21 protein-coding genes are annotated in these 21,727 nt (G+C 65.3%); 10 read left to right on the plus strand and 11 right to left on the minus strand.

Features of this window, described 5'->3' with window-relative positions; all coding sequences use genetic code 11:
* Both JQC81_RS11495 and JQC81_RS11500 read left to right on the plus strand, forming a co-directional pair.
* On the plus strand, positions 1-980 hold a 980-nt coding region (locus tag JQC81_RS11495), incomplete at its 5' end, for an MFS transporter (RefSeq protein WP_203271953.1).
* A gap of 37 nt (positions 981-1,017) precedes the next feature.
* On the plus strand, positions 1,018-1,878 hold the full coding sequence (locus tag JQC81_RS11500) for a dienelactone hydrolase family protein (RefSeq protein ID WP_203271954.1): 861 nt from the start codon (positions 1,018-1,020) through the stop codon (positions 1,876-1,878).
* Between the two features lie 168 nt (positions 1,879-2,046).
* Here the strand turns inward: JQC81_RS11500 and JQC81_RS11505 are convergent, their stop codons facing one another.
* The 5 genes from JQC81_RS11505 to efp all read right to left on the minus strand — a co-directional run bounded on the left by JQC81_RS11505 (position 2,047) and on the right by efp (position 6,955).
* Positions 2,047-2,982, minus strand: coding sequence for a Gfo/Idh/MocA family protein (locus JQC81_RS11505; RefSeq protein ID WP_203271955.1), 936 nt, complete (start codon positions 2,980-2,982; stop codon positions 2,047-2,049).
* Positions 2,983-3,022: 40 nt separating this feature from the next.
* Entirely contained in the window at positions 3,023-3,733 is a 711-nt protein-coding gene (locus JQC81_RS11510) for an RlmE family RNA methyltransferase (protein ID WP_203271956.1), read from the minus strand.
* Entirely contained in the window at positions 3,730-4,737 is a 1,008-nt protein-coding gene (locus tag JQC81_RS11515; RefSeq protein ID WP_246520374.1) for a Ppx/GppA phosphatase family protein, read from the minus strand. Before JQC81_RS11515 ends, JQC81_RS11510 begins: the two co-directional genes overlap by 4 nt.
* 228 nt (positions 4,738-4,965) lie before the next feature.
* Positions 4,966-6,150: an aminotransferase gene (locus tag JQC81_RS11520; protein WP_203271958.1), complete on the minus strand. Its 1,185-nt coding sequence runs from the start codon at positions 6,148-6,150 to the stop codon at positions 4,966-4,968.
* Between the two features lie 238 nt (positions 6,151-6,388).
* Entirely contained in the window at positions 6,389-6,955 is a 567-nt protein-coding gene (gene efp / locus JQC81_RS11525; RefSeq protein WP_203272034.1) for an elongation factor P, read from the minus strand.
* 153 nt (positions 6,956-7,108) lie between these two features.
* On the opposite strand from efp, the gene epmA reads away from it, so the two are divergent.
* The 3 genes from epmA (at position 7,109) to JQC81_RS11540 (ending at position 9,720) form a co-directional block, all read left to right on the plus strand.
* Positions 7,109-8,161, plus strand: coding sequence for an EF-P lysine aminoacylase EpmA (gene epmA, locus JQC81_RS11530; RefSeq protein ID WP_203272035.1), 1,053 nt, complete (start codon positions 7,109-7,111; stop codon positions 8,159-8,161).
* Entirely contained in the window at positions 8,158-9,207 is a 1,050-nt protein-coding gene (locus JQC81_RS11535; RefSeq protein ID WP_203271959.1) for a lysine-2,3-aminomutase-like protein, read from the plus strand. The genes epmA and JQC81_RS11535 overlap by 4 nt, the downstream gene beginning before the upstream one ends.
* A 132-nt stretch (positions 9,208-9,339) precedes the next feature.
* Positions 9,340-9,720 (plus strand): SPW repeat domain-containing protein, encoded by a 381-nt coding sequence (locus JQC81_RS11540; RefSeq protein WP_203271960.1) that lies wholly within the window; start codon positions 9,340-9,342, stop codon positions 9,718-9,720.
* Between the two features lie 36 nt (positions 9,721-9,756).
* On the opposite strand, the gene arfB is transcribed toward JQC81_RS11540, so the two are convergent.
* Positions 9,757-10,179 carry an alternative ribosome rescue aminoacyl-tRNA hydrolase ArfB gene (gene arfB, locus JQC81_RS11545; protein WP_203271961.1) on the minus strand — a complete coding sequence of 141 codons (423 nt, stop codon included), beginning with the start codon at positions 10,177-10,179 and terminating at the stop codon, positions 9,757-9,759.
* Positions 10,180-10,336: 157 nt separating this feature from the next.
* Here arfB and JQC81_RS11550 point away from each other — a divergent pair, with 157 nt between their 5' ends.
* Positions 10,337-11,263, plus strand: coding sequence for an AEC family transporter (locus tag JQC81_RS11550; protein ID WP_203271962.1), 927 nt, complete (start codon positions 10,337-10,339; stop codon positions 11,261-11,263).
* 106 nt (positions 11,264-11,369) lie between these two features.
* Positions 11,370-11,612: a hypothetical protein gene (locus JQC81_RS11555; RefSeq protein WP_203272042.1), complete on the plus strand. Its 243-nt coding sequence runs from the start codon at positions 11,370-11,372 to the stop codon at positions 11,610-11,612.
* Here JQC81_RS11555 and dprA read toward each other — a convergent pair.
* Genes dprA through JQC81_RS11575 form a run of 4 tightly spaced genes read right to left on the minus strand, consistent with a single transcriptional unit; the run spans position 11,609 to position 15,659 of the window.
* Complete coding sequence (gene dprA, locus JQC81_RS11560; protein WP_203271963.1) at positions 11,609-12,793, minus strand: DNA-processing protein DprA; 1,185 nt, start codon at positions 12,791-12,793, stop codon at positions 11,609-11,611. The genes JQC81_RS11555 and dprA overlap by 4 nt on opposite strands.
* A gap of 4 nt (positions 12,794-12,797) precedes the next feature.
* Positions 12,798-13,400 carry a glycerol-3-phosphate 1-O-acyltransferase PlsY gene (plsY, locus tag JQC81_RS11565; RefSeq protein WP_203271964.1) on the minus strand — a complete coding sequence of 201 codons (603 nt, stop codon included), beginning with the start codon at positions 13,398-13,400 and terminating at the stop codon, positions 12,798-12,800.
* A 10-nt stretch (positions 13,401-13,410) separates the two neighbouring features.
* Entirely contained in the window at positions 13,411-14,703 is a 1,293-nt protein-coding gene (locus JQC81_RS11570; RefSeq protein WP_203271965.1) for a dihydroorotase, read from the minus strand.
* 8 nt (positions 14,704-14,711) lie between these two features.
* Positions 14,712-15,659 (minus strand): aspartate carbamoyltransferase catalytic subunit, encoded by a 948-nt coding sequence (locus tag JQC81_RS11575; protein ID WP_203271966.1) that lies wholly within the window; start codon positions 15,657-15,659, stop codon positions 14,712-14,714.
* A gap of 283 nt (positions 15,660-15,942) precedes the next feature.
* Between JQC81_RS11575 and topA the strand changes: the two genes are divergently transcribed.
* Together topA and JQC81_RS11585 are read left to right on the plus strand one after the other, a co-directional pair.
* Positions 15,943-18,651, plus strand: a complete 2,709-nt coding sequence (gene topA / locus JQC81_RS11580; RefSeq protein WP_203271967.1) for a type I DNA topoisomerase — start codon at positions 15,943-15,945, stop codon at positions 18,649-18,651.
* A gap of 5 nt (positions 18,652-18,656) precedes the next feature.
* Complete coding sequence (locus JQC81_RS11585) at positions 18,657-19,163, plus strand: MgtC/SapB family protein (RefSeq protein WP_203271968.1); 507 nt, start codon at positions 18,657-18,659, stop codon at positions 19,161-19,163.
* Here JQC81_RS11585 and JQC81_RS11590 read toward each other — a convergent pair.
* A complete protein-coding gene (locus JQC81_RS11590; RefSeq protein ID WP_203271969.1) occupies positions 19,152-19,364 on the minus strand; it encodes a hypothetical protein in 213 nt (70 codons plus the stop codon). The two genes, JQC81_RS11585 and JQC81_RS11590, sit on opposite strands and share 12 nt — an antisense overlap.
* A gap of 278 nt (positions 19,365-19,642) precedes the next feature.
* Here JQC81_RS11590 and parE point away from each other — a divergent pair, with 278 nt between their 5' ends.
* On the plus strand, positions 19,643-21,646 hold the full coding sequence (parE, locus tag JQC81_RS11595; protein ID WP_246520376.1) for a DNA topoisomerase IV subunit B: 2,004 nt from the start codon (positions 19,643-19,645) through the stop codon (positions 21,644-21,646).
* Positions 21,647-21,727 lie beyond the last annotated feature (81 nt).

Genomic DNA, 21,727 nt, shown 5'->3' on the forward strand with positions numbered 1-21,727 from the left:
GCTGGATCTTCTTCATCAACATCCCGATCGGGATTCTCGGGATCGTGTGCGCCTTGATGTTCGTGCCGAACATCAAGGAGGACGATACCCCGCCGCTCGACTTCATCGGCTTCCTGCTCACCGGGGTGGGATTCTCCCTGCTGATGCTCGGCTTCTCCACCACCGGGCAGCACCTCGTGCCGACCGAGATCTCGATCGGTTGCATGGCGGTCGGAGCCATCAGCCTGATTCTCTACGTCTTTCACGCAAGGCGCGCCCCCTACCCGGTGCTGCATCTGAGTCTGCTCAAGGTGCCGACCTTTCGCGTCAGCGTGGTTGGCGGCTCGCTCTTCCGCATCGGCATCGGGGCGATCCCGTTCCTGCTGCCGCTGATGCTGCAGGTGGGCTTCGGGCTGGGTCCCCTGGCGTCGGGCTCGCTTACTTTCATTGCGGCGGTCGGCGCGCTGTTCATGAAGACCATGGCCAAGCGCATCCTCGAACGCACGGGCTTCCGCCGACTGCTCACCATCAACGCCTTCATCGGGGCGGCTTTTGTTGCGGCCAATGGATTCTTCACCCCCGAGACGCCGCACTGGATCATCATGATTTTTCTGCTGGTCGGCGGTTGCTTCCGCTCGCTGCAGTTCACCAGCCTCAACGCCATCGGCTATGCGGAGATCTCCAACCGCGAGATGAGCTACGCCACGAGCTTGTCGAGCGCCGTGCAGCAGGTCTCGCTCAGCATCGGCGTGGCGTTCGGCGCCTTGGTGCTGGAAATGGCCTCCACCTACGACGGCACGCCCGGGATCACGGCGGCTGATTTCGGGCCCGCCTTCTGGGCGGTTGCCGCCATCTCGGCCCTGTCCGGCTTCATCTTCGTTCGCTTGTCGCCAACGGCCGGCGCCGAGATGTCCGGGCACCGCGCCGTGGAGCGGAAGCCCGCCGCAACGGGCCTCGGCGACGGCACTACAAATCTCGGTGAAGAGGTAGAACGGCGATAGGATTGCCTTACCATGAGCCTCGGACCAGGAGGCCACCATGGATCAGCGCATCATCGACCTCTACGACGACTTCACCCATGGCGGCATGAGCCGCCGCTCCTTCCTCGACAAGCTCGCGGCGCTCGCCGGCAGCGCAGCCGGCGCAGCGGCCATCCTGCCGATCCTGCAGAACAACTACGCCCACGCCCAGACCGTGCCGGAGACCGACCCGCGGATCGCCGCCGAGACCGTGGACATCCCCGGCGGGCAGCCCGGCCTCAAGGGCTATCTGGTGAAGCCGAAGGAAGTCTCCGGCAAGCTCCCGACCGTGATCGTCATCCACGAGAACCGGGGCCTCAACCCGCACATCAAGGATGTGACCCGCCGCATGGCCACGGAAGGCTTCATCGCGCTCGGCGTCGACTACCTCTCGCCCATGGGCGGCACGCCCGCCGACGAGGACAAGGGCCGCGAGATGATCGGCCAGCTGAAGCAGCCCGATGTGATTGCCAACGGCAAGGCGGTGGTGGCCTACCTGAAGGGCCGCCCCGACGGCAACGGCAAGGTCGGCGCCATCGGCTTCTGCTGGGGCGGCGGCGCGGTGAACAACCTCGCGGTCAACGAACCGGACCTCGATGCCGGCGTGGCCTACTACGGCGGCCAGCCGAAGGCGGAAGACGTGCCGAAGATCGAGGCCGCGATCATGCTGCACTATGCCAGCATGGACGAGCGCATCAATGCCGGCATGCCGGCCTACGAGGCGGCCTTGAAGCAGGCGGGCAAGACCTACGAGATCCACATGTATGAGGGAGTCAACCACGCCTTCAACAACGACACCAACGCGGCGCGGTACGACAAGACAGCGGCGGATCAGGCATGGCAGCGGACGGTGGCGTTCTTGAAGAAGAATTTGGGTTAGGACCGAACAGCACTGTCATTCCGGGGCGGCTCGCAAGAGCCGAGCCCGGAATCCATAACCGCTAACGGTGCAAGAAGAGGTGAAACGCTACTCGCTTCTTCCTGAGACCTCGTGATTATGGATTCCGGGCTCCGCTGCGCGGCCCCGGAATGACAGTGGAGCCGTCGATCAATCCTCGAACGCCTCCACCTGAACCCGCTTGCCGACCATGAATGCATCGGCCACGAGGCGGAAGGGGGCGTCGTCGACTTCGGAATGTCCGATTGTCAGCAGCGCGTCGAAACGCCGGTAGATGCCCTGGTATTCGGCGGGCTCCTCCTGCACCATCAGCCGCCCATTGAGCTCAAGACAGCTGCCGCCATGGGTGAGCTTGAGGGTCAGGCCAGCCTCGGTCTCCACCTCGATATCCCAGGTCTGCGGGCCTGTTTGGCGCCAGTCGAACACCGCCTGGAGATCCCCCTGCCCATGACTTATGGAGAAGGCGAGGTTCGCGGCAATAGGAGCGTCGCGGTTGGCCGGGAATTCCAGGCTCGATGACTTGATGAACACGGGCTCCGGCATGATGCGGGTGACGATCGAGAGGGCGTTGATGCCGGGATCGAAGACCCCGAAGCCGCCTGCTTCCCAAATCCATTGTTGGCCCGGATGCCAGTGCCGCACATCCTCTTTCCAGGTCACCAGAAGACGCTTGATCGACCAGCCGGCGAGCGCCTTCTTCGCCTCCTCGACAGCCTTGTTGTACTGGGCATGCCAGGTGGTGAAGACCACCTTGCCGGTCTTCGCGGCCAGCGCCCTCAGATCCTCAAGCTCGCTCAATGTGGCGGCCGGAGGCTTTTCCAGCAGTACGCTCTTGCCGGCGAGCAGCGCCTCGCGGGCGATCTGGTGCCGGACCTGCGGCGGCGTGCAGATCGAGACCGCATCCAGGTCCGGAAGCTTCAGAAGCTCGCGATAGTCCTGGAAGGTGTATTTGGCATCCTCGTGCGAGAGCCCGCGTGTGCTCGACACGGCGAGAAGCTCGAAATCCGGATTGGCCTGGATCACGGGCAGATGCTGATCCTGCGCGATCTTGCCGAGACCGATGATCCCGATGCGGTGCACTGCCATGATCGTGGCTCCCTATAGTCCAAGGATTGAGTAGAAGCCGTCAGGCTTCAGGCGTTTCGTCCGCCCGTCCCCGGAAACCTGTCGCCATCACATAGAGTTCCGCCGAATCGGCCCGGCTCGCGGCCGGCTTCACGTGGCGAACCACGGCGAAGTCGCGCTTGAGATCGGCGAGAAGCTGGTTCTCGGTGCCGCCCTGGAACACCTTGGCGATGAAGGCGCCGCCGGGGGCCAGGATCTCGCGAGCGAAGTAGATCGCCGCCTCGGCAAGGCCGATGATCCGCAGGTGATCGGTCTTCTTGTGTCCGGTGGTGTTGGCCGCCATGTCGGACATGACCACGTCGGCGGGCCCGCCCAGCATCTCGATCAGACGGCCTGGAGCGCTCTCGTCCAGGAAGTCGAGCTCGATGAACTCGACGCCGGGCATCGGGTCGATGGGAAGAAGATCGATGCCCACCACCTTGCCCTTCGGCCCCACCACCTTGGCGGCGATCTGGGACCAACCGCCCGGTGCGGCGCCGAGATCGACCACCCTCTGACCGGGCTTGAGAATGCGGTACTTCTCGTCGATCTCCAAAAGCTTGAAGGCCGCGCGCGAGCGGTAGCCCTCGCGCTTGGCGCGGGCAACGTAAGGGTCGTTGAGCTGGCGCTCCAGCCATTTCTGGGAAGAGAGGGACCGCTTGTTGGCGGTTTTCACGCGCTGCTTGAGATTGCGGACACCCGAACCGGACCCCGAACTGGACTTGGCACTCACCGTGGGCTGCCCCCTCGCCACACGGAATCCTCTCGCATCATGTTCATCAAAATTCCTTCGCGCAGTCCGCGATCCGCGATGCGCAGGCGTTCCGACGGGAAGGCCCGCCGGATCGCTTCCAAGATGGCGCAGCCGGCCAGAACCAGATCGGCCCGTTCCTTGCCGATGCAGGGGTTCGCCGCCCGCTGACTGAAGTCGGAATGCAGCAGGCGGTCCATCACTGTCGAGATCTCGCCGTTGCGCATCCACATCCCATCGACCCGGCGCCGGTCGTAGCGCGCCAGCCCCAAGTGAATGCCGCCAACCGTGGTGACGGTTCCCGAGGTACCGAGGAGATGGAAGTTGTGGGCCCGTCCCGCCGGAGCCGCCACGAGGGCGAAGTCCATAAGGAGTTCGGACACTTCCTCGACCATGCCCTCGAAGATCTTGGGTGTCACGTCGATTCCGCCGTGGCGCTCGGCAAGCGTCACCACGCCGACGGGCAGCGAATCCCATGCGCGGATGCGCTTGCACGGATCGGCGAAGGCATGCGGCGCTCGGCCATCGAGCCAGGCGATCTCGGTGGACCCGCCGCCGATGTCGAACACGATGACGGATTGTGCCTTGGGATCGACGAGCGACGCGCAGCCGGTGACCGCGAGATAAGCCTCAGTCTTGCGGTCGACGATCTCAAGGTCGAGGTCGAGTTCCTCACGGACACGCTCGATAAAGGCCGGGCCGTTCTCGGCGAGTCGGCATGCTTCCGTTGCCACGAGTCGCGCGCGCCGCACGTCCTTCGCGGCCATCTTCTCGCGGCACACGCGCAGGGCATCGAGGGTGCGATGGATAGCCCCGTCGCTCAGCCGGTTTCCGAGACCGAGGCCTTCGCCCAGCCGCACGATCCGTGAGAAGGCATCCACGACCCGGAAACCGAAATGCGCAGGTTCAGCAATGAGAAGGCGGCAGTTGTTCGTGCCGAGATCGAGGGCAGCATAGCTTCGCGACGAGCGCCGCCGCGACTCCATCCTGGCCGCCGGCGCAGGAGCGTCAGCCACCCAGGAGGGGCCGTTTGTCGAGCCGCTGAGCGGTTCGGCAAGCCGGTCACCTTCTGCTGTCACGTCCGCTTTGACGGTCAAAACCTAAGTCCCCGCAGCACCCGGTTCGGGCGCCTGTTTGACCAAGAGAGTAACCATCGCCCCACCCTCCTGCCAAGGGTGCCCCCCGGAGTTTATGGTTTTGCCTCCAACGAGGTACTAGAGCGACAGGCCGCGAAAGCGCTCTGTCAGAGTGCTTAAAACGTCCGTGCCCACATTGGCGATCGCCACCCGCAGATGCCCTTCCTGACCAGGGCCGAAATAGCTTCCGGGCAGGCACAGGACGCCGCGCTCCGTCGCAAGCTTCTCGGCGACCTGCTGTGCTTGGCGGCCAAGGAACGGATGGCGCAGGTAGGCGAAATAGGCGCCGACCGACTCGATTGTCCAATCCGGCAGCGGCGCGAGCGCGTCCTGAAAAACCTGTGCACGGCGGTTGATCTCCGCCCGGTTGCTCTCACGCCAGTCACGCAGGCCGTCGATGGCCCAGGGCAGCGCGCCTTGGGCGGTACGCGGAGCGCAGATCTGGATGCAATCGAGAATCTTGGCGATCTGCTCGATCAGTTCCACATCCGCAGTGATCGCGCCCGTACGGTGGCCCGGGATCGCGTAGGATTTTGAGAAGGAATAGAGCTGGATGACGGTGCTGCGCCAGTCCTCGCGGGTGAAGAGCCCATGGGCGCGGTTCATGCCTTGCGGCAGGAAGTCCCGGTAAGTCTCGTCAATCACGAGGTAAATGCCACGCTTGGCGCAGAGCTGCGCGAAACTGTCGATCACATGCGCCGGGTAGACGGCGCCGGTCGGGTTGTTGGGTGTGACGAGAACGACGGCCCGGACCTTCTCGTCGATCAGCGCCTCCGCATCCTCGATCCGCGGCACGAACCCGTTCTCCGCCCGGCAGGGCAGCGGACGCGGCTCGATGCCCAGCATGTCGAGACTCATCTGGTGATTGAAGTACCAGGGCGTCGGCAGCAGCACCCTCTCACCGCGATGGGCAAGCAGCATCATGGCGGCGAAAAAGGCCATGTTGCAGCCGGCCGTCACCGCCGTATCCTCGGGCTCGATCCGGCCTTCATAGACGCGGGACAGGTCGGCCGCATAGGCTTCCTTAAGCGAGGCATCGCCATTGATCGGGCCGTATTGCGAGCCTGCGGGTGAGCCGGCGATGGCGGCCATCCGCTCCAGCAGCTCCGCATGAGGCGCATTGCCCGGCACGGCCTGGGAGAGGTTGATCAGCGGTCCGTACGACCCGTCATAGCGCCTGGTCCAGGCCTGCGCCTCCGGGATCGGAGGGCTGCCCACATCGGCGACCAGAGGGTTGATGGGATGGGCAGGACCGCTCGTCATGAAACCGCTCGACTTCGTAAGAATGAGAAAGGGCAGGACGCCCGGTGAGCCTTCACCGAAACCGCCTGCCCTGCAAGGTGTGTTGTGCCATCTCACTTGCACCAGCCTAATCCTGAGGAGCAGACGAAGTCTGCGTCTCGAAGGAGGGTCCAGAGACCGCTGGAGACGCCCTCGTCCTTCGAGACGCGAGCAAGCTCGCTCCTCAGGATGAGGGCTTTGTGGTGTTGTGTAAGGACCGTCAGTCCTTCGCGCGCTCCACGTAGGAGCCGTCTTCGGTCATGATCACCACGCGGGTGCCGGCCTGGATGTGGGGCGGCACCAGGGTGCGCACGCCATTCGACAGCATGGCGGGTTTGTAGGACGAGGACGCCGTCTGGCCCTTCACGACCGGCTCGGTCTCGGTGATCTCGAGGGTCACGCGGGCCGGCAGCTCGATGGCAATGGCGATGCCGTTGTGGATCGAAAGCATCACGGCCATGCCTTCCTGAAGGTAGGCCTTCTGGTCGCCGATGATGTCGTCGGGAACCACGACCTGATCGTAGGTCTCGGGGTTCATGAAGTGGAAGCCTTCGCCGTCCTGGTAGAGGAAGGTGTGCTCGCGGTCCTCGACGAAGGCGCGCTCGACCTGCTCGGTGGTGCGGTAGCGCTCGGAGACCTTCACGCCGTCGGAGATGCGGCGCATGTCGAGCTGGGTGACCGGCGTGCCCTTGCCGGGGTGGATGTTCTGGGCGGTGAGAACCACATAGAGCTTGCCGTCCATATCGACGACGTTGCCTTTGCGGAGCGTAGAGGCGATGACCTTCACGGGAGGCTTTCCTTGTGACAGATAGAGGCGCGTCGTGAGGGTCGGGTCGCCCGAGCCCCAGTGGCACCGAAAACGCTTTCGGTGCCGCAAGTAGCCTATCTTGGCGCAAATCGCCAGCCCGACCTCGCGGAACCCTTTGGAATGGATAAGCCTCTGCCCGCTCCCTCGCCCTGGTGGACACCTCATGTCCACGCGGACCGCCGACCCTTCCTCATGCGGCGGAACTGGATCCAGGCGGCCCTGCGCGGCTTTTTGTCGGAAAGGGACTTCATTGAGGTCGACACGGCCACCCTCCAGACCTCGCCGGGCAACGAGGCCCACCTCCATGCCTTCGCCACGGAGGCCGTCGGCCTCGACGGGTCGCGGACGCCCCTCTACCTCCACACCTCCCCAGAATTCGCCTGCAAGAAGCTGCTGGCGGCAGGCGAGCTCAGGATCGCGTGCTTCGCCCATGTCTACCGCAACCGGGAGCGCGGCCCCCTGCACCATCCGGAATTCACCATGCTCGAATGGTACCGGGCCGGCGAGAGTTACGAGACGCTGATGAAGGATTGCGGGGAGATTTTGGGCCTTGCCGCCGAGACGGCCGGCAGCCGTACACTCACCTTCCGTGGTCGCGAAACCGACCCGTTCCGGGAGCCCGAACGCCTGAGTGTGGCGGAAGCCTTCGAGCGTTTCGCCGGCATCGAGCTCCTCGCCTCCATCGACCGGAATGGCGAAACCGACCGGGCGCACTTGGCTGCCAGCCTGAAAGCGGCGGGCCTGCGGGTGGCGGAGGACGACACCTGGGCGGACCTGTTCAGCCGCATCATCGTGGAGCGGGTGGAGCCCAATCTCGGTCTCGGCCGCGCCACGATCCTGGACGAGTACCCGGTGGCGGAAGCGGCGCTGGCCCGCCCGACTGCCAGCGATCCGCGCGTGGCCGAGCGGTTCGAGCTTTATGCCTGCGGGGTGGAACTCGCCAACGCCTTCGGCGAGCTGACGGATGCAGCCGAGCAGCGCCGCCGCTTTGAAGGAGAGATGGCGGAAAAGATGCGGGTCTATGGAGAAAGCTATCCGGTGGACGAGGATTTCCTGGCGGCGCTCGCCCAGATGCCGGAGGCGAGCGGCATCGCGCTCGGCTTCGACCGGCTGGTGATGCTCGCCACGGGCGCCTCCCGTATCGACCAGGTGCTCTGGGCGCCGGTGCCGGAGACTGGCCGGTGAACGCCCTGCGCCCTCTGCGGACCCCGGCCGAGCTGGCCGAAGCCGGCTTCGTCGCGCCTGAACGACTTGCGGGCATTGAGGCGGTCGCCGAGCGCTACGCCATCGCCATCAGCCCCGCCATGGCCGCACTCATCGACCACAACGATCCAAACGACCCTATCGCCCGCCAGTTTGTGCCCGACGCGGCTGAGCTGACCACCACGCCCGAAGAGCGGGACGATCCCATTGGTGATCTGGCGCACAGCCCGGTGGAGGGCATCGTCCACCGCTATCCCGACCGGGTGCTGCTCAAGGCCGTGCATGTCTGCCCGGTCTATTGCCGCTTCTGCTTCCGCCGCGAGATGGTGGGACCGCAGGGGCTCGGCACCCTTTCAGCCCCTGCTATGGACAAAGCGTTCGCCTATATCGCCGCTCATCCGGAGATCTGGGAGGTGATCCTCACCGGAGGCGATCCGCTGGTGCTGTCCCCGCGCCGGCTCACCGAGATCATGCAGCGGCTCGCCGCCATCGACCACGTGAAGATCGTCCGTTTTCACACCCGCGTGCCCGTCGTAGAGCCGGAGCGGGTGGACCAAGACCTGATCGCGGCCTTGAAGGCGAGCGGCAAGACCGCCTATGTGGCGCTTCACGCCAACCATCCACGCGAGCTGACGCCCGAGGCACGGGCAGCCTGCGCGCGCCTCGTGGATTCAGGCATCGTGATGATCAGCCAGTCGGTGCTGCTCAAAGGGGTCAATGACGATCCCGACACATTGGCCACCCTGATGCGCGCTTTCGTGGAGACGCGGGTGAAGCCCTATTATCTGCACCATCCCGATCTTGCGCCGGGCACAAGCCATTTCCGCCTGTCCATCGAAGAAGGCCGCACCCTCGTGGCGAGCCTGCGCGGGCGGATCTCAGGGCTGTGCCAGCCGACCTACATCCTCGACATTCCGGGCGGGCACGGAAAGGCAGTGATCGGCCCGGATGCCATCCGGGAGAACGGAGGCTGCCACACGGTGTCGGATTTCAGGGGCGGCGAGCACACCTACCCACCGGCTGGATAACATAAGTTAAGCCCAAGACTTGATTGAACAATTCCTGCCGGTGAAAGCCCTAATAAGGGGAACATTGTCCTCAGGCTGAGCTTTGACTGATGCGCTCCCGCGCGTCACCAACCATGCCGGATGAGGATCGTTATGCGTTTCATTCCAACCCGTACCCACGGCGTTATAGACTACCTGACCGGGCTTCTCCTGATCGTGGCCCCGTTCGTGCTCGGCTTCGCCGATGGCGGTGCGGCCCAGTGGGTGCCCATCATCCTTGGCGCGGCCATCCTGCTCATGAGCATCATGACGGATTACGAACTGTCGCTCGCCAAGGTGATCCCGATGCCGTTGCATCTCGGCGTCGATGCGGCCGGCGGCCTGCTGCTCGCGGCCTCGCCCTGGCTCTTCGGCTTTGCCGACCAGGTGTTCTGGCCGCACCTGATCATCGGCCTGATGGAGATCGGGGTCTCCCTGATGACCCACACGACCCCCCACACGTCGGATGCTGGCGTGGGAGGGACTTACAGCTGATCCCGATGATCCAGTCAGCCAAGCCGGCGCTGCACTTCATTCGAAAGCAGGCTTGCCGCTGCGGCCCTTCTTGATCTCGGCGCGCCGCCCTTTCGACTCCAGCCTGCGCTTCTTGGAAGCCAGCGTCGGCCGCGTCGGCCGGCGGGGCTTCGGCCGCTCCGTGGCCTGCCGCACCAGCTCCACGAGGCGCTCCACCGCATCCTCCCGGTTGCGCTCCTGCGAGCGGAATCGCTGCGCCGTGATGATGAGCACGCCGTCATTGGTCATGCGGCTGCCCGCGAGCCGCTCCAGCTTTTCCTTCACGTAGTCCGGCAGCGAGGGCGAGTTGCGCACGTCGAAGCGCAGCTGGACGGCGGTTTCCACCTTGTTGACGTTCTGCCCGCCCGGGCCGGAGGCGCGGATGAAGCTTTCCTGGAGTTCCGCTTCATCGAGCGCGATGGAGTTCGTCACCTGGATCATGGGGCCTCTGGCGGAGCGCGAACAAAGACAAGTGGAGTATCGGGACCGGATTCCAATGCAGGCTCATCCGGCGCTTGTCGATGGCTGCGATCCGCCTTAAGCGCATCATGCACGCCGCTTTTGCCGGATTGCCCGCTCCCTCCTGCTCCGGCTCCCCATGTCCGCCGTTCTCGCCAGCCTGATCCCGACCTTCCTGATCATCGCCACCGGCTGGCTGTGCCGGGCCACAAATTTCGTGGGCGAGCAGCAATGGTCGGGGCTGGAGCGCGTCACCTATGTGATCTTCTTTCCGGCGCTGATCATCGACACCCTGTCGCGGGCCGACCTCTCCTCCGTGCCGGTGCTCGGCGTGGGCGGTGCTCTGGTCGGAGCGATCCTCACCATGGCGGTGCTGGTGCTGGCGCTACGCCCCGTGCTGGAGCGCCATTTCGGCATCGACGGTCCGAGCTTCACGTCGGTCTTCCAGGGCGCAACGCGCTGGAATACCTTCGTGGGCCTCGCCGTCGCCGGCAGTCTGTTCGGACAGCGCGGCATTGCGCTGATCGCGGTGGCCATCGCCGCCATGGTGCCGCTCCTCAACCTGCTCGCCTTCTATGTGTTCATCCGATTTGCCGGCCAGCCCCGGCGCAGTCCTCTCGACATCCTGCGCTCATTCGTGACCAACCCGTTCATCTGGTCCTGCGCGGTGGGGCTTGCCCTCAATCTTCTGGCGCCGCCGCTGCCGAAGCCGATGGCCGCCTATATCGAGGTGATCGGCCGTGCGGCGCTGGCGGCGGGCCTCCTGATCGTCGGCGCCGGGCTCGACATCCGGCGCTTGGCCCGCCCCGGCCTGCCCCACGCCCTGTCGGCAGGCCTCAAGCTTGTCCTCCTGCCGGTCATAGCCGGAACCCTCGCGGGCTTCATGGGTGTCACCGGCAGCGACATGACGGTGACCATCATCGCCGCCTCCGTGCCCTCCGCCAGCGCCGCCTACGTGCTCGCCCGCCAGATGGGCGGTAATGCCGGGCTCATGGCCGAGATCCTGACGCTCCAGACCCTGCTCGCTTTGCTCTCTATGCCAGTCCTGATCTCTCTTCTCGGTTGATCACGGACGGCGATAATGCAATTTCAGGTGCAATAAGATCACTTGTCTTATTAATAGTTGTGCTGCTAACTAGGCGAATTGCAACACTGAGACAGCTTGATCCCTCATGACCAAAGCCCTGCGCCCCTCCGGAAAAGCCCCATCCGCGAAAGACGTCTCGGGCGCTGAGGACAGCGTCCATTCCGGCAGCAGCATGAATCCGCTGGAAACGGCCCAGTATGTGGCCGAGTTCTCGGCGGAGCTGTCTTATTTCGCCCGCAAGGCCAATCTCGATCTCCTTGCCTATCTGCTCGACATGGCTCGGCTGGAGGCCATCCGGACGGTTCAGTCCGGCGACAAGGACGATTAAATCTTCAGCAGCGACACCGCATTGCCGCCGTGACGCTCGAGCCGCCCGGCGATCTCAAGTTCAAGCAAGGCCGTCTGGACCGAGCGGATCGACAGGCCGGATTGCCGGACGAGATCGTCGATGGCGACCGGCGACGGGCCAAGGAGCGTGATCAGATCGGCCTGGCCCTCCTCCGCCTCATCCTCAATGCCGGCATCGGGCATGACGGGCCGTATCGGCGCACGGGCGATGTCGGGCAGGTCGAGCTCGTCCCAGAGCTCTTCCGAGCCAAGGGTGTAGTGCGGCTCCTCGGCGCTCCGGTCGAGGCGCGGACCCGAGGCGATCACCGGCTCCAGAACGCTCGTCACATGCTCGATTCCGGCACACAGTGTGGCGCCGTCACGGATGAGATCGCTGGTGCCCTCGGCGCGTGGATCAAGCGGTGAGCCCGGCACGGCAAAAACCTCGCGTCCCTGCTCCAAGGCGAAGCGCGCGGTGATCAGCGAGCCGGAGCGCCGCGCCGCCTCCACCACGACGACTCCATAGGACAGGCCGGAGACGATGCGGTTGCGGCGCGGGGAGTCGCGGCCGCGCGGTTCCCGGCCTATGTGCATCTCGGAGATCACCGCCCCGCCCTGCTCCAGGATGGACTGCAGCAGCGGCTCGTTCTGGGCCGGATAGATCCGGTCGTGCCCGCCGGCGAGCACCGCGACCGTGCCTGTCTCGAGCGTCGCCTTATGAGCCCTTGTGTCGATGCCCCGCGCCAGACCCGACACAACCACATAGCCTGCCTCGCCCAGCTGGCGCGCGAGGCGCTCCGCGAAGGTCAAGCCGGACGCGGAGGCGTTGCGCGAGCCCACAATGGCGACGGAAGGCTTGGCCAGCACCGCCGCATTGCCGCGAAGCGCAATCAGCGGAGGAGCGGTATCGATGGCCTGGAGGGTCTTGGGGTAGTCCGGCTCGCCCATGGCGATGAAGCGCACGCCGAGGCGCGCGGCTGCCGCCATCTCCTTCTCGGCCTCGGCCCGGCTGCAAACTTTCAGCAGCAGGCGCCCGCCACGGCGGGCGAGATCCGGCAAGGCGTCCAGCGCGGCTCCGGCTCCGCCATACTGGTTGATCAGAGCGCGGAAGGTGCGCGGGCCCACGTTTTCCGAACGGATGAGGCGAAGCCAGTCGAGACGCTGCTCATCCGTCAGGATCATGGGATCATCCCTTCTGCCCGATCTTGCCTTCGGTTCCGGCAAGGAGGCGGCTGATGTTCTGGCCGTGCTTCCACCACAGCAGCGCCACGAGCACCACGGCGATCCCGGCCATGCCTGGTTCGCCCAGCAGCCACAGAACGATCGGTGACGCTGCGCTGGCGACCAAGGCCGAGAGCGAGGAATACTTCGACGCGAAAGCAACCCCGAGCCAGATCAGGCAGAAGATCAGCGCCGCTAAGGGCTTCAGGCCGATCAGCACGCCGATGAAGGTGGCAACACCCTTGCCGCCCTTGAACCCGAGCCAGACCGGAAAGAGGTGGCCCAGGAAAGCCCCGAGGGCGGCCATGGTCGCGAATTGCGGGCCCCACTGCGCGGCGATGAGCACTGCCGTCGTGCCCTTCAGGGCATCGGCCAGGAGCGTTGCGGCGGCGAGCCCCTTGCGGCCGGTGCGCAGCACGTTGGTGGCGCCGATATTGCCGGACCCGATCTTCCGCACGTCGCCAAGGCCCGCCATGCGGGTGAAGATCAACCCGAACGGGATCGAGCCCAGGAGATAGCCGAAAAGCAGAGCCGCCAGCAGGTACAGGAGATTGGCCTCGTCAGACATTCACTTCTCGTTACATCGTTTCGCGTTGAAAAACCACCCGGCCCGCCACCATGGTGATGGTCACCTGGCCTTCGAGGCGCGCTTCGTCGAAGGGCGTGTTCTTGGACAGGGACTTGAGGTGGCGCTTGTCGAGCACGTAAGGCGCATCCGGATCGAAAACGATCAGGTCGGCGGGAGCGCCGACAGCAAGGCGTCCACCCGGCAAGCCTAAGATTTCCGCGGGTTTCGTGGACAGGGCCCGCAGGAGCCGCGGCAGGGAAATGCGATCAGAATGGACAAGGCGCAGGGCTGCCGAGAGCAGAGTCTCGAGCCCCACGGCCCCGTCGGCGGCTTCTGCGAAGGGCAGGCGCTTGTTCTCAACATCCTGTGGATTGTGGTCCGACACGATCACGTCGATGGTGCCGTCCGCCAGCGCCTCGATCACCGCCTGCCGGTCGTCCTCGTGACGCAACGGCGGGGAGAGCTTCAGGAAGGTGCGGTAATCGCCGATGTCGTTCTCGTTGAGCGCCAGATGGTTGATGGAGACGCCGCAGGTGACCGGCAACCCTTTTCCCTTCGCGGCCCGCACGATCTCGGCCGAGTCGGCGCAGGAGATCATCGCCGCGTGGTAGCGCCCGCCGGTGAGGCGCACGAGGCGGATGTCGCGCTCGAGCATTACCGTCTCGGCCTCGCGCGGGATGCCGGGCAGGCCAAGCCGGGAGGCGAACTCACCCTCGTTCATCACGCCCTGCCCGACGAGATCCGGGTCCTCCACGTGATGGATGATGAGCGCGTCGAAATCGCGGGCATAGGTGAGCGCCCGGCGCATCACCTGGGCGTTCGTGACCGGGCGCGCGCCGTCCGTGAAGGCGATGGCGCCAGCCTCCTTCAGGCGGCCGATCTCCGCCATCTCGGCGCCCTGCAGTCCCTTGGTCAGCGCCGCAGCCGGGCGGATGTTGACCATGGAGGTGTCGCGGGCGCGGCGCACGATGAAGTCGATCACCGCCGGATCGTCGAGGGCCGGGCTTGTGTCGGGCATCGACACGACGGTGGTGACGCCACCCGCCGCGGCCGCTTCGCCGGCGCTCTTCAGGGTCTCGCGATAGGGCCCGCCCGGCTCGCCGATGAAGGCGCGCATGTCGATGAGGCCCGGGGCCAGCACCTGGCCGCCGCAATCGATCACCTGGGTGTCCTCAGCGACAGGAACCTGCGGTCCAATGGCCTGGATGACACCATCGCGCACCAGCACGCTTCCGCGCTCCTCGCGGTCGCTGGTGGGGTCGATTAGGCGGGCGTTCTTGAAGAGGATGGGTTGGTTGCTCATGACGCCTCTCACCGGTTCGGCAGATGGCTCGCCAGAGCCTCCAGCACCGCCATGCGCACGGCGACGCCCATTTCGACCTGTTCGCGGATGAGCGACTGCGCGCCGTCCGCCACGTCGGAGGAGATCTCCACGCCCCGGTTCATGGGGCCGGGATGCATGACCAGCGCGTCGGGCTTGGCGAAGCTGAGCTTCTCCTGGTCGAGGCCGTAGAAGCGGAAATACTCCTTCACGGAGGGCACGAAGGAGCCGTTCATGCGCTCGCGCTGGAGGCGCAGCATCATGACGATGTCGGCGTCCTTCAGGCCTTCCTTCATGCTGGTGAAGGTCTCGAAGCCCAGCCGCGCGATGCCCGGCGGGATCAGGGTCGAGGGCGCCACGAGCCGCACCCGCGCGCCCATGGCGGCGAGCAGGATCATGTTGGAGCGCGCCACCCGCGAATGCAGGATGTCGCCGCAGATCGCCACGGTAAGGCCTTCGATGCGGCCCTTGTTGCGACGGATGGTGAGCGCGTCGAGGAGCGCCTGGGTCGGGTGCTCGTGCGCGCCGTCGCCGGCATTCACCACCGAGCAGTCGACCTTTTGCGCCAGGAGATGCACGGCGCCCGCCGCATGATGGCGCACGACGATGATGTCGGGCCTCATGGCGTTGAGGGTCACGGCGGTGTCGATCAGGGTTTCGCCCTTCTTCACCGAGGACGATCCGACCTGCATGTTCATCACGTCGGCGCCAAGCCGCTTGCCGGCGATCTCGAAGGACGATTGCGTGCGGGTGGAGGCTTCGAAGAAGAGGTTGATCTGGGTGCGGCCCCTGAGGGTCGTCTTCCGCTTCTCGACCTGCCGGCTCACCTCGACCTGTTCGTCGGCAAGGTCGAGCAGCGCCTGAATGTCCAAGGGAGACAGCCCCTCGATGCCGAGGAGATGCCGGTGGGGAAAAACGGATCGGGGGGCGTCTGTCATCTTAAAGCGATGGCTATAGGCGCTCCGGGAAACGGCGGCAAGCAAGGGATTTGGCTGCCGGCCATCTTATGCCCAGCCGCCGCGCCGGCAACCTTGGCCATGGACTTAATCCCTTGCTGGAGCGAACCGTCGTGGCCATATAGTAAGGAGCATGCCGACGGGGTCGATTTGACTTGTCGGCCATCATCACCCACTTATCGCGCCCTGCGGCGGTCAGCCTCTGGCCGCCGTCTGTCGTCTGGGCAGAGGGCACCGGTCCGCTGCCGCTTTTAGGAAGCTGTTCATGAAAGTCCTCGTCGTCGAGTCGCCTGCCAAGGCCAAGACGATCAACAAATATCTCGGCAAGGATTACGAGGTCCTGGCCTCCTTCGGGCATATCCGCGATCTGCCCGCGAAGGACGGCTCGGTTGACCCGGATGCCGATTTCCGCATGATCTGGACGCTTGAGGACAGGGGCTCGAAGCGGGTTTCCGACATCGCCAAGGCGATCAAGGGGGCCGAAAAGCTCATCCTGGCCACCGACCCGGACCGCGAGGGCGAGGCGATTTCCTGGCACGTTCTAGAGGCGCTGCGCGAAAAGCGCGTGCTCAAGGACTTGCCCGTCGAGCGCGTGACCTTCAACGCCATCACCAAGGATGCCGTCCAGGCGGCACTCCGCCAGCCGCGCCAGATCGACCAGGCGCTGGTGGATGCGTATCTCGCCCGCCGGGCCCTCGATTATCTCGTAGGCTTCACCCTCTCGCCCGTGCTGTGGCGCAAGCTCCCCGGCGCTCGCTCGGCCGGCCGTGTGCAGTCGGTGGCGCTTCGCCTTGTCTGCGACCGCGAACTCGAGATCGAGACCTTCAAGCCGCGCGAATACTGGTCGCTGATCGCAACCCTCGCCACGAAGGACGGCGGCGTGTTCGACGCGCGGCTCGTGGGCGCCGACGGCAAGAAGATCACGCGCCTCGACATCGGCAACGGCAAGGACGCCGAGGCCTTCAAGAAGGACCTGGAACTCGCGACCTTCTCGGTGGCGAACATCGAGGCCAAGCCCGCCAAGCGCCACCCCTACCCGCCCTTCACCACCTCGACCCTGCAGCAGGAGGCCTCGCGCAAGCTGGGGCTGGCCCCGGCTCAGACCATGCGCATCGCGCAGCGCCTTTATGAGGGCGTGGACATCGGCGGCGAGACGGTTGGAATCATCACTTATATGCGAACCGACGGCGTCGACATGGCGCCCGAGGCCGTGCAGGCCGCCCGCCGGGTGATCGGCAAGGAATACGGCGACCGCTATGTGCCCGGCGCGCCGCGCAAGTACACCACCAAGGCCAAGAATGCCCAGGAGGCCCACGAGGCCGTGCGCCCCACGGACATGAGCCGCCTACCGAAGCACGTGGCCAAATACCTGGAGCCCGAGCAGGCCCGCCTCTACGACCTGATCTGGACCCGCACCATCGCGAGCCAGATGGAATCGGCCGAGCTGGAGCGCACCACGGCCGACATCACGGCCCAGGTAGGCCCGCGCAAGCTGGATCTTCGCGCCACCGGCCAGGTGATCAAGTTCGACGGCTTCCTGACCCTCTATAACGAGAGCAAGGACGACGATGCGGACGAGGACGAGGGCCGCCTGCCGCCGATGAAGGCGGGCGATTCCCTGGAGCGCCGCCGCATCGCTGCCACCCAGCACTTCACAGAACCGCCGCCGCGCTTTTCGGAGGCCTCGCTGGTCAAGCGCATGGAAGAGCTCGGCATCGGCCGGCCTTCGACCTACGCGGCCGTGCTCCAAACCCTGCGCGACCGCGAATACGTGAAGATCGAGAAGAAGCGGCTTGTTCCCGAGGACAAGGGCCGCATCGTCACCGCCTTCCTGGAGAGCTTCTTCCGCCGCTACGTGGAATACGATTTCACCGCGGACCTGGAGGAGCAGCTCGACCGGGTCTCGAACAACGAGATCGACTGGAAGCAGGTGATGCGCGAGTTCTGGCAGCACTTCTCGGCCGCCGTTGGCGAGACCAAGGAGCTGCGCACCACGGAGGTGCTCGATGCGCTCAACGAGCTGCTCGGGCCGCATATCTTCCCGGATAAGGGCGACGGCTCCAACCCGCGCACCTGCCCGACCTGCGGCACGGGCCAGCTGTCGCTGAAGCTCGGCAAGTTCGGTTCCTTCATCGGCTGCTCGAACTACCCGGAGTGCAAGTTCACCCGTCAGCTCGCCGCCACCGGCGTCGATGGCGACGGCGAGGGCTCGTCCGAGAATGGCGGCCAGCCGGGCGTGAAGGTGCTGGGCACGGATCCGGATACGGGCCTGGAGGTCACCCTGCGCGATGGCCGCTTCGGCCCCTTCGTGCAGCTCGGCGAAGGCGAGAAGCCCAAGCGCTCATCCCTGCCGAAGGGCTTGACGCCGGCGCAGGTCGATCTGGAGAAGGCCTTAAAGCTGCTGGCGCTGCCGCGGCAAGTGGCGACCCATCCTGAATCGGGCGAACCGATCCTGGCGAGCATCGGCCGCTACGGGCCTTACGTGCAGCACGGCAAGACCTATGCCAATCTGGGCGCCGGCGACGACGTGCTGGAGATCGGCGCCAACCGGGCCATCGACCTGATCGTCACCAAGGAAAGCGGCGGAGGCGGCGCCCGTCGTGGCGCGGCCGATCCGGGCCGGCCCCTGGGTGAGGATCCGGAATCGGGCAAGCCCATCGTGGTGAAGGCTGGCCGCTTCGGCCCCTACGTGACGGATGGCGAGACCAACGCGACCCTGCCGCGCTCCATGGCTGCGGAGGCGGTGACGCTGGCCGATGCGGTGGAGCTTCTGAAGGCGCGCCGGGCAGCCGGCCCGTCGAAGAAGCCGGCGCGGAGCCGCAAGGCTGCTGCCAAGAAAGCTGCAGCCAAGGCTCCTGCTGCCAAGAAGGCTGCGACCAAGACCGCGGCTAAGAAGAGCACCGCCAAGAAGGCGGCTCCGAAGAAGGCCGCCACCAAGACGGCTGCCGCAAAGAAGACCGCCGAGGCAGGCTGAGCGCAATGGACGAGTGGGTGTTCTGGCTCTGGGAAGAGTACAGCGACCAGATTGAGATCACCACGCGGCTCCTCGGAGCGGCTCTCGCCGGCATGGTCATCGGGATCAACCGGGACATTCACAACAAGCCGATCGGGATGAGGACACTGGCCCTCGTCTCCCTCGGATCAGCCATCGTGATCCTGTCCGGCTCGGTCTATGAAGGCCTGCACTTCGGGCAGGATGCGGTCAGCCGCGTCGTGCAGGGCATCCTGACGGGGTTGGGCTTTCTCGGTGCTGGATCGATCCTGCGGGCAAAGGACGGAACAGAGGTTCAGGGGCTGACGACGGCTTCCACGGTCTGGATCGCGGCCGCCCTCGGGGTAACCGCAGGCTTGGGCGCGTGGTTCATCACCGTCGCGGGCACCCTCGTCACCCTCTTCCTGCTGACCTACGGAACCCGGCTCGAGAAAAGGCTCATCCGGATCTTCAGCGACAACAAGGATCCTCAGGGAGCGGACTTAGAAGACTAGGCTGAGCCCTGCTAAGGCGACTGCGGCCATGCCGAGCCAGATCAGGCTCGATCCGTAGGAGCGCGACGCAACCGGGGCGGTGTCCGGCTCGTCGAAGGCGAAGGCCTCGCCCGCATTGCGCGCGGCGCGGTCGAGGTGAAGCTTCCGTGCCGGTGCCAAAGTCGTCCGCGTCGTCACACCCGTATCTCCCGTTAAGCTCATGCTTAACCATCCAACGTGAACAAGATTTAAACAGTTCCGGATGACACGCGTAAGACAGCCTTTAGGGGGAATTCGTTGGTAACCTTTACAGGGTAACGTGCCGCAGACATTTATGCCGACCAGCCGAAAATCAACTTCATGTTTCCGTTTTGTTCTCGTATAAAAACGGGATGAGACATAGTCTAAAGAAGCGCGAATCATCATCCCGGACCAAGGTCCCAATGACAGACAACGACGATCTCTTCGGGGGCGCCGCGGCCAAGCGTGCCGCGCCTGCCATGACCCGCAACGCCGCCGTCAAGGTCTCCCGTCAGGCGCCCTCACAGGGCACCCCGGACGAGGCCGGATATGACGCGTCGGCCATCGAGGTGCTGGAGGGGCTGGAGCCCGTCCGGCGCCGGCCGGGCATGTATATCGGCGGCACGGACGAGAAGGCCCTGCACCACCTCTTCGCCGAGGTGATCGACAATTCCATGGACGAGGCGGTCGCCGGTCACGCGACCTTCATCGAGGTGGAGCTGGAGGAAGGTGGCTGGCTGTCCGTGACCGACAACGGGCGCGGCATCCCGGTCGATCCGCATCCCAAGTTCCCGAAGAAGTCGGCGCTCGAAGTGATCATGACCACCCTGCACGCGGGCGGCAAGTTCGACTCGAAGGTCTATGAGACCTCGGGCGGCCTGCACGGCGTCGGCGTCTCGGTGGTGAACGCCCTGTCCGAGATCCTCGAGGTCGAGGTCGCCCGCGGCCAGACCCTGTACCGGCAGATCTTCTCCCGCGGCATCCCGCAGGGGAAGATCGAGACCGTGGGCCGCGTTCTCAACCGGCGCGGCACCAAGGTGCGCTTCAAGCCCGACTGGCAGATCTTCGGCAAAGAGGCTCATTTCCAACCCCGCCGCCTGTTCAAGATGGCCCGCTCCAAGGCCTATCTGTTCGGCGGCGTCGAGATCCGCTGGAAATGCGCCCCGGCGCTGGTCGAGGGCGTCGCCAACGTTCCGGCGGAGGCGACCTTCAAGTTCCCGAACGGTTTGAAGGATTACCTGCTCCACGACATCGACGGGAAAGAACTGGTCACGGACCAGATCTTCTCCGGTAAGATCACCAAGCCCGGCAGCCACGGTTCGCTCGAATGGGCGGTCGCCTGGATGACGAACGAGGATGGGTTCTCCACCTCGTATTGCAACACGGTGCCCACCCCTGAGGGCGGCACCCACGAGAACGGCCTGCGCATCGCCCTGCTGCGCGGGTTGCGCGAGCACGCCGAGCGCGTGAACCAAGCCAAGCGCATGGCGGCAGTGACCACCGACGACGTGATGGCCACCTGCGCATCCATGCTCTCGGTGTTCATCCGCGAGCCGGAATTCCAGGGTCAGACCAAGGATAAGCTCGCCACGGTCGAGGCCGGCCGCATCGTCGAGAACGCGATCCGCGACACCTTCGACCACTGGCTCGCGGCCTCCCCTCAGCAGGCCAACAAGCTGCTCGACTGGGTGATCGACCGGGCCGAGGAGCGCCTGCGCCGGCGCCAGGAGAAGGAGGTCGCCCGCAAGACCGCGACCCGCAAGCTGCGCCTGCCGGGCAAGCTGGCAGACTGCTCGAACGCCGGCGCCAAGGGCTCCGAGCTCTTCCTGGTCGAGGGCGACTCGGCCGGCGGCTCCGCCAAGCAGGCCCGCGACCGTGCCACACAGGCCGTGCTGCCGTTGCGCGGAAAAATCCTGAACGTAGCCTCGGCCGGAAAGGACAAGCTGCACCAGAACCAGCAGATCTCCGATCTCGTCCAGGCGCTCGGCTGCGGCCAGGGCTCGCAGTTCCGGGAAGCCGATCTCCGCTACGAGAAGGTCATCATCATGACCGACGCGGATGTGGACGGTGCCCACATTGCGACTCTTCTGATCACGTTCTTCTACCGGCAGATGCCCAAGCTTATCGATAACGGGCACCTGTACCTGGCGGTCCCGCCGCTCTACCGGCTGACCCAAGGGGCGAAATCGGCCTATGCCCGCGACGAGGCCGACCGGGAGCGCCTCATGAAGACGGTGTTCAAGGGCAGCGGCAAGGTCGAAGTCAGCCGCTTCAAAGGCCTGGGCGAGATGCTGCCGGGCCAGCTCAAGGAGACCACCATGGACCCGAAGAAGCGCCTGCTTCTGAAGGTAGTGGTAGCCGACGAGGAGCGGCCCGAGGCCAGCGATGTTGTGGAGCGCCTGATGGGCAACAAGCCCGAAGCCCGCTTCGCCTTCATCCAGGAACGCGCCGCCTTCGCCGACGAGGCGGACCTGGATATCTGAGGAAAACCGTCGGGTAGATGCTCCTTTTCGACGTATCACCGGCCTTGTGCCGGTGATCTCGGTGCCTGAAGCGCCGTGCTT

Source organism: Microvirga arabica (assembly GCF_016811235.1).
Classification (GTDB): Bacteria; Pseudomonadota; Alphaproteobacteria; order Rhizobiales; family Beijerinckiaceae; genus Microvirga; species Microvirga arabica.

What these genes read in the sequence shown, in the direction of transcription:
- topA (WP_203271967.1), top strand. Translation starts at nt 15,943, where the DNA reads ATGAAAGTCCTCGTCGTCGAGTCGCCTGCCAAGGCCAAGACGATCAAC.
- JQC81_RS11540 (WP_203271960.1), top strand. Translation starts at nt 9,340, where the DNA reads ATGCGTTTCATTCCAACCCGTACCCACGGCGTTATAGACTACCTGACC.
- JQC81_RS11500 (WP_203271954.1), top strand. Translation starts at nt 1,018, where the DNA reads ATGGATCAGCGCATCATCGACCTCTACGACGACTTCACCCATGGCGGC.
- JQC81_RS11575 (WP_203271966.1), bottom strand. Translation starts at nt 15,659, where the DNA reads ATGACAGACGCCCCCCGATCCGTTTTTCCCCACCGGCATCTCCTCGGC.
- JQC81_RS11550 (WP_203271962.1), top strand. Translation starts at nt 10,337, where the DNA reads ATGTCCGCCGTTCTCGCCAGCCTGATCCCGACCTTCCTGATCATCGCC.
- JQC81_RS11555 (WP_203272042.1), top strand. Translation starts at nt 11,370, where the DNA reads ATGACCAAAGCCCTGCGCCCCTCCGGAAAAGCCCCATCCGCGAAAGAC.
- JQC81_RS11570 (WP_203271965.1), bottom strand. Translation starts at nt 14,703, where the DNA reads ATGAGCAACCAACCCATCCTCTTCAAGAACGCCCGCCTAATCGACCCC.
- plsY (WP_203271964.1), bottom strand. Translation starts at nt 13,400, where the DNA reads ATGTCTGACGAGGCCAATCTCCTGTACCTGCTGGCGGCTCTGCTTTTC.
- JQC81_RS11590 (WP_203271969.1), bottom strand. Translation starts at nt 19,364, where the DNA reads ATGAGCTTAACGGGAGATACGGGTGTGACGACGCGGACGACTTTGGCA.
- parE (WP_246520376.1), top strand. Translation starts at nt 19,643, where the DNA reads ATGACCCGCAACGCCGCCGTCAAGGTCTCCCGTCAGGCGCCCTCACAG.
- JQC81_RS11585 (WP_203271968.1), top strand. Translation starts at nt 18,657, where the DNA reads ATGGACGAGTGGGTGTTCTGGCTCTGGGAAGAGTACAGCGACCAGATT.
- arfB (WP_203271961.1), bottom strand. Translation starts at nt 10,179, where the DNA reads ATGATCCAGGTGACGAACTCCATCGCGCTCGATGAAGCGGAACTCCAG.
- dprA (WP_203271963.1), bottom strand. Translation starts at nt 12,793, where the DNA reads ATGATCCTGACGGATGAGCAGCGTCTCGACTGGCTTCGCCTCATCCGT.
- JQC81_RS11505 (WP_203271955.1), bottom strand. Translation starts at nt 2,982, where the DNA reads ATGGCAGTGCACCGCATCGGGATCATCGGTCTCGGCAAGATCGCGCAG.
- JQC81_RS11515 (WP_246520374.1), bottom strand. Translation starts at nt 4,737, where the DNA reads ATGGAGTCGCGGCGGCGCTCGTCGCGAAGCTATGCTGCCCTCGATCTC.
- JQC81_RS11520 (WP_203271958.1), bottom strand. Translation starts at nt 6,150, where the DNA reads ATGACGAGCGGTCCTGCCCATCCCATCAACCCTCTGGTCGCCGATGTG.